At 68.6% G+C, this 3,727-nt stretch carries 4 protein-coding genes and 1 pseudogene; all 5 read left to right on the forward strand.

Annotated features, from left to right (window positions below; all coding sequences use genetic code 11):
• Positions 1-560 (forward strand): annotated as a pseudogene (locus tag ALMP_RS08255) (hypothetical protein); the annotation flags it as partial.
• 35 nt (positions 561-595) lie between these two features.
• Positions 596-1,354, forward strand: coding sequence for a hypothetical protein (locus ALMP_RS08260; protein ID WP_264925603.1), 759 nt, complete (start codon positions 596-598; stop codon positions 1,352-1,354).
• A gap of 266 nt (positions 1,355-1,620) precedes the next feature.
• Positions 1,621-2,355, forward strand: coding sequence for a hypothetical protein (locus ALMP_RS08265; RefSeq protein WP_264925604.1), 735 nt, complete (start codon positions 1,621-1,623; stop codon positions 2,353-2,355).
• Positions 2,356-2,415: 60 nt separating this feature from the next.
• Complete coding sequence (locus ALMP_RS08270) at positions 2,416-2,544, forward strand: hypothetical protein (protein WP_264925605.1); 129 nt, start codon at positions 2,416-2,418, stop codon at positions 2,542-2,544.
• A gap of 77 nt (positions 2,545-2,621) precedes the next feature.
• A partial coding sequence (locus ALMP_RS08275; RefSeq protein ID WP_264925606.1) for an Eco57I restriction-modification methylase domain-containing protein occupies positions 2,622-3,727 on the forward strand: 1,106 nt, incomplete at its 3' end.

Here is a 3,727-nt window from a genome sequence, read left to right on the forward strand (position 1 = left end):
ACTTCGAGGAGAACCCGGGCCTGCTCACCCTCGAGAAGATCGCCGAGCTCGACGGCCGGGAACAGGGCCGCCCCAAGGCGACCGCCCTGTCGACCCTGAAGGTCTACATCTCTCAGGGCAAGCTGGCGCGACCGGACCGCAAGCCGGGCGACGGCAAGACGCCGCCGGTGGAGGAGCCGATGTGGACGCCCGAGGCTGCCCTGCCCTTCCTCGCCACCCCGCGACAGGCCAGGAAGGAGGCCCCCGCTGCTCCGGCGGAAGGTGAGCTGCGGGAGCCGAGTGCGGCCCTGAAGCGGTACTTCGAGAAGAATCCGGGCCTGCTGACCCTCGAGAAGATCGCCGAGCTCGACGGCAAGGAACAGGGCCGCAGCAAGCCGACCGCCCTGTCCACGATGCGGGCGTACCGCTCTCGCGGCCTGCTGGCGCCCCCGGACCGTCTGCCGAACGACGGCAAGACGCCTGAGGTCGACGAGCCGATGTGGACGCCCGAGTCCGCCCGCCCGTACCTGCTCCGCCCCCTCGGCCGGCGCGGCGCTGCCGCTGCGAAGTCCGACCAGTAGTCCGATGCACTCCCGCCCCGACCTCAAGGACGTCCATGACCAACCGCCGCATCGACGAAGCGGGGATCAGCGCCCGGTACGGGGTTAAGCCGAAGGACACCGCCGTGTGGACCACGCTGGTCAACTTTCCGGCGAGGGGCGAGGACGGTCTGTGGGACGTCGCGCTGGTCGATGCGTGGGTGCAGGCCATGCGGCCGCAGTACTGGCCGCCCCGGCCGGAGACGCCTGCGGCCGGCGCGGTCACCAGCCCCCGGAAAGGCCAGCAGAAGAAGGCCGCGGTCGCGCCCGTCACCGAGACCCGGTCCGAGATGGCCAAGCGATTCGGCATGACCTTCAACGCCGTGGACGCCTGGACCAAGGCCACGGAACGACGTGACTCCAGCGGCAAGGTCGTGGCGGCCGCGTTCCCGCCGCCAGTGTCGGAGGGGCGGTGGGACGCGAAGACGGTGGATGCGTGGGTGCGCGTCCACCGGCCCCGCGTGTGGGCGGCCTACGCTGGCGGCGAGCCTCAGTTCGCGAAGCCTCTTCCCGCAGGGGACCCCAGGGACTTGCTCAACATCACCGAGTACGGCGTCATCCGTGGGAACGCGATCAGTGGGAAGCCCGCATCGCGGCGCACCATGCAGTCGTATCTCCTGCGGGGTCAGATCGAAGCTCCTGACCGGCGGCCGGGCGACCGCAAGCGCCCGGAGGTATTCGAGCCGATGTGGTATCGGGAGACGATTTACCAGGAGATCCGTAGACGCCTCACACGGGGAAAGCCGCAGGCGGACGAAAAAGGCACAGAGGATTAGCAGATTCTCTCTGCCTATCGTTTCTCGACAAAATTGCGGCGGTGCAGCCAAGTCCCGTTGTCTTTCAAATTCACCCGCGCCGACCTGGGCGGCTCTGCAGTGATGCGCCGAGCAGCATCCACCACCGGTGAAGTTGCTTAATTGGATATACTGCGGTAACTTGAGGCGGGTCGGCGGGTGAAGCCTCTCCCCGCTCGGCACGAACGAACCACTGCGGTTGCACCGGTCCATGATCTGCGACGGTGCCCCCACCGAGGAGGTCTGCGATGCAGACAGAACCTCGTCTGCCCGCCACCGACGAGTCCGAAGCTCAGGAGTTTCTGGAGCTTCTCGAAGGCGCCCCGTTCAGGGCGCCGTACACGGGGCAGGTCGTCGACTGGCTCATCAGAGACAGCACGGTGCACGCCCCAGACGCGTCCCCGGCAGCCCGGGCAGTCGCCGCACTGTGGCGCTACGCCGACGGACACGACCTGGGTGCGGGCGAGATCGCCGAGCGCGTGCGGGATGTCGCGCACGCCATGTCCCTGGTAGCGGACGAGCACTACGCGGCAGACCCGAGCCCACGCCACCCCCGCCCCGTACACGGGCGCAGCGTGCGCAAGCTGTGCGTGGCTGCCGGCCGCCGAAGGAGCCTGGCAGGCCCTGGGCGGACCGTCGTGATCTCGCAGGGCACTCACGGACACACCGTCTACCGCCCTGTAGCACCCTCCGTGTCTCCCGACCGGGCCGGTGAGGCGCTTCGGCGTGAGGTGCTGACGGTGCTCGCCGCCCATGTCCACCTCGCCGACCGCCGCACCTTCCAGGGCAGCGGGGTGGTCGTCGAATGCCGGCACGAGAGCGTCGAGGTCACCTGGTGGTCCCCGGACCTGGAGGCGGAACCCGATCACCACCATCCCGCCTGGAGCACTGGCGGGGTGCGCCTTCTGTGCTCGGCCCTTCTTCGAGGCGAAGGCATGAAGGTGACCGTCCAGCCCAACGGCGCACTGCTCGTCACACGGTGAGCAACCCCTCCCACCCTCCTACGCGGACGCCCCGGCCCGCTCACTGTTCAAGGAATCACAATGCGCACTTCGCACCGCTTTCTTCTCGGTCTTGTCCTCGGCGCGACCATCACCGTCATCGTCTGGTCCAGCACCGGAAACGCCGAGGCCGCAATCACCCTGGGCGTGACCGTCCTGCTCCTCGTGTGACTCGGGCAGTTCATCCTCGACTAGCTCCTCTGAACGATCTCGATGTCACTTCGCTCCCAGTCCTGGACCACAACCTCATGAACAGCACCCCTCCCTCCCCCCGCGCCTATGAGCGCCTCGTCCAGCGCCTCGCCGACGACGTCGGCACCGCGACTGCGGTCTCCTGGGCCCACGCGACCGCAGTCACCCACCACTGCGTCCGGCACGGCCTGGTCTCCACAACCGAGCCGCCGACCTCACCCGATGCCGTACGCCGGATCCTTGACGAGCTGGCCGGCGCCCACCCCGGGCTCGCCGGCTTCCTCGACCCGCAGGTCGTGCCGCTCTGGACCTCACCGCCCAACACGACTTCCTGGACAGCCCTCGCCGAGTTCTGGGAAGCAGGGGCTGCCATCGACGACGGGCCGCACCGGGTCGACGGATACCGGCTCGGGGACGCCTACCAGGCGCTGTCGCACGACGCGCGCGGGTCGAGAGCCCTGTGCCAGACTCCGCCGTGGATCGCCGAACTCCTCCTGGAGCTCTCGCTGGAGCCGGCGACCGACGAGGTGGGCCCTCAGAACATCCGCATGATCGACCCGGCCTGCGGCACGGGGCACATCCTGCTCAGCGCCTTTCACGCCGCCCGCGTCTACCGCCGCCGCGGCCGCGGGCACGGGGCACCGATCGACGCCCGGGCATCGATTGAGCGCGCTCTGCGGACCGTCCACGGCGTCGACCTGGACCCTTATGCGGTGCTCCTCGCCCGGTACCGACTTCTGGCCATCAGCGCCTCGATTCTCCGTGGCCGCCTCGACCAGCTGCCCCACTCGTGGCCCGTCCAAGTGGCCTGTGCGAACTCCCTGCTGGACCGAGGCGAGCCGCTGCTCGAGCGCGGCCAGTATCACTGCGTCGTCGGGAACCCGCCCTACATCACGGTGGCCGACGCCCAGCAGCGCGATCTGATCCGCAAGGCATATCCGCGTGTGGCCGCAGGGAAGTTCCCGTTGGCGCTGCCGTTCTGTGATCTCATGTTCTCGCTCGCGGTCCCCGGCGGGCATGTCGCGCAGCTGACCTCGAACGCGTTCATGAAGCGGGAGTTCGGTCGCAAGTTCGTCACCGAGTATTTGCCCCAGTTCGATGAGCCGAAGCACGGTAGTTGTCACATAGGCAGTCTTGTTGTCACCTGGGAGGTGCGGCGCCG

The organism is Streptomyces sp. A012304 (assembly GCF_026008495.1).
Lineage (GTDB): Bacteria > Actinomycetota > Actinomycetes > Streptomycetales > Streptomycetaceae > Streptomyces.